This is a genomic window from Nocardia sp. CC201C (assembly GCF_030010695.1).
GTDB classification, from domain to species: domain Bacteria; phylum Actinomycetota; class Actinomycetes; order Mycobacteriales; family Mycobacteriaceae; genus Nocardia; species Nocardia otitidiscaviarum.
Window position 1 is genome coordinate 1 of record NZ_JASCXP010000602.1, and the last position, 3,079, is coordinate 3,079.

The window sequence follows — 3,079 nt, forward strand, 5'->3', positions numbered from 1 at the left end:
ACATAGCCGTTGAGGGTGTTGCGGATGTCCTCCAGCAGGGCCCGCGCCGCGGTCACGCCGCTGCCGTGCCAGATCACGTCCTCGACGGCGAAATTGCGCTTGTCGCCGACCGCGGCGAGTTCCTTCCAGTCGTCGCCGCGCATGAGCGATTCGCCGAAATCGCGACCCTCGGGACCGTCGAACATGACGTAGATGAGGTCGCCCTCCACCTTGTCCCGATTCTCCTGGGACGACACATCCGCCAGTTCGAAGCTCGCGCCGCGCTGCGCGGTCGGCCGCTGCACCCCGACATCGCCCAGCACCTGCCCGGCGAAGCTGTCCCCGCCCAGCACCTGGAGGTCGTCGGGGCGGAAGCGCACCACCGACGCCTGGGTCAGGTTGGCGGCCACCGCGTTTCCGGTGTCGCGGGCCGCGGTGCGGTAGTCGGCGAGCACCTGATCGGCGGCCCGCTCCCGGCCCAGCGCCGTGGCGATAGCGGAGAACTGTCGCTGCCAGCCGCCGTCGCCGGAGACCAGCACGGTGGGCGCGATACCGCGCAGCGCGTCGTAGCTCGCGCCGTCGGTCGCGCCGCCGATGATCACGTCCGGGTCCAGGGCGGCGATCTGCGCGGGGTCGGGCGTGCCGACCATACCGACCGCCGGGATCTCGGAGATGCCGGTGCCCAGATAGGCGGGCTGCGGGGTGGGACCGGCGACGGTGGCCGCGCCGACCACGCGCTCCCATAGGCCGAGCGCGCAGATCGCGTCCAGGGCCGGGGTCGAGATCACCACGATGCGTTGCGGATCGGCGGGCACCTCGACGGTCCCGGTGGTGGTGTCGACGGAGCGGGTCGCGCCCGCGGCCGGATCGGCGGTGGTGGGCAGCGCGCACGCGGTGCGGGTGTCACGTTCCAGACCGACCACGCCCGCGCCCGCGATATTCGTGGTGGTGCGCACGATGGCGCTGGCGGCGTCGTCGGCCGGTTCGGCACAGCCTGCCAGCAGACCCGTCGGTAGCACCGCGGCGGCGGCCAATGCCACCCCCCAGGTGCGCACACGCCGCGCGGAACCGGGGGAGGGGGCGTACGGGGTTCGGGTGGAAGCGGACTCGCGCACCGACATGCGGAGGAGCGTACAGGCGCGAGTCCGGACACCCAATCGCGACGCTCGGAGATCGGCCGGATCGGCGGCCCGGGAACTTCGCGACCACGGTCCCCGGCAGTCCGTTACCAAGGCCAATTACGACAGAGAGTAGGACCGGCCGCGACCGCTGCGGCAGCACGGTTTACGATTCACAACAGCGCAAGCCACCCGTCGTTCGCGTGTGCGTGAAAACGCCGACGCCGGAAGCAACCGCGACGAACGACCAGAAGGCACCTGTCAGGAGGTTCAGTGACTGCCGTAGAGCCACGCCCAGTCCGTGAAGTGGAAGCGGCTCGGCCATACCCGCCCCGTGTGGGTCCCAAGGGTTCGTTCATCTACAAGATGGTCACCACGACAGACCCGAAGACCCTCGGCGTCATGTACCTGGTGACGGCGATGTCCTTCTTCCTCATCGGCGGCCTGATGGCACTGCTGATGCGCGCCGAGCTCGCCCGTCCGGGCCTGCAGTTCCTGTCGCCGGAACAGTTCAACCAGCTGTTCACCATGCACGGCACCATCATGCTGCTGTTCTACGCGACCGCGATCGTGTTCGGCTTCGCCAACATCATCCTGCCGTTGCAGATCGGCGCACCCGACGTCGCCTTCCCGCGCCTGAACTCGTTCAGCTACTGGCTGTACCTGTTCGGCGGCACCATGGCGACCGCGGGCTTCATCACCCCCGGTGGCGCGGCCGACTTCGGCTGGACCGCCTACACCCCGCTCTCGGACATCGTGCACTCGCCCGGCGTCGGCGCGGACCTGTGGATTCTCGGCCTGGCCGTATCCGGTCTGGGCACCATCCTCGGCGGCGTCAACATGATCACCACGGTGGTCTGCCTGCGCTGCCCGGGCATGACCCTGTTCCGCATGCCGATCTTCACCTGGAACATCCTGGTGACCGCCGTGCTGGTGCTGCTGGCCTTCCCGCTGCTGACCGCCGCGCTCATGGCGCTGGCCTACGACCGGCATCTGGGCGGGCACATCTACGACCCGGCCTCGGGCGGCACGCTGCTCTACCAGCACCTGTTCTGGTTCTTCGGCCACCCCGAGGTGTACATCATCGCGCTGCCGTTCTTCGGCATCGTCTCGGAGATCTTCCCGGTCTTCAGCCGCAAGCCGATCTTCGGTTACACCACGCTGGTGTACGCGACGCTGGGTATCGCCGCGCTGTCCATCGCGGTGTGGGCGCACCACATGTACGCCACCGGCGCGGTGCTGCTGCCGTTCTTCTCGTTCATGACCTTCCTCATCGCGGTGCCGACCGGCGTGAAGTTCTTCAACTGGATCGGCACCATGTGGCGGGGTCAGCTGACCTTCGAATCACCCATGCTGTTCTCGGTCGGCTTCCTGGTCACCTTCCTCTTCGGTGGTCTGTCGGGCGTCCTGCTCGCCAGCCCGCCGCTGGACTTCCACGTGTCCGACACGTATTTCGTGGTGGCGCACTTCCACTACGTGCTCTTCGGCACCATCGTGTTCGCCACCTACGCGGGCATCTACTTCTGGTTCCCGAAGATGACCGGCCGCATGCTGGACGAGCGCCTGGCGAAGTGGCACTTCTGGGCCACCTTCGTCGGCTTCCACACCACGTTCCTGGTGCAGCACTGGCTGGGTAACGAGGGTATGCCGCGCCGCTACGCGGACTACCTGCCCACCGACGGGTTCACCACGCTGAACACCATCTCCACCATCGGCGCCTTCATCCTGGGCGCGTCGATGCTGCCGTTCATCTGGAACGTCTTCAAGTCCTACCGCTACGGCGAGGTCGTGACGGTGGACGATCCGTGGGGCTACGGCAATTCGCTGGAGTGGGCGACCGCGTGCCCGCCGCCGCGGCACAACTTCTACGAGTTGCCGCGCATCCGCTCCGAGCGTCCGGCGTTCGAGCTGCACTACCCGCACATGATCGACCGCATGCGCGCCGAGGCGCACGTGGGCTGGGGTGGCAAGGCGCACACCGT

2 protein-coding genes are annotated in these 3,079 nt (G+C 68.0%); one reads left to right on the forward strand and one right to left on the reverse strand.

Going from position 1 to position 3,079, the window contains the following annotated elements:
• Positions 1–1,100, reverse strand: a 1,100-nt coding sequence (locus tag QK444_RS34715; RefSeq protein ID WP_282786234.1) for an iron-siderophore ABC transporter substrate-binding protein, incomplete at its 3' end; no start/stop codon positions are given.
• A gap of 270 nt (positions 1,101–1,370) precedes the next feature.
• Here QK444_RS34715 and ctaD point away from each other — a divergent pair.
• The coding region (gene ctaD / locus QK444_RS34720) for a cytochrome c oxidase subunit I (protein ID WP_282786235.1) at positions 1,371–3,079 on the forward strand (1,709 nt) is incomplete at its 3' end.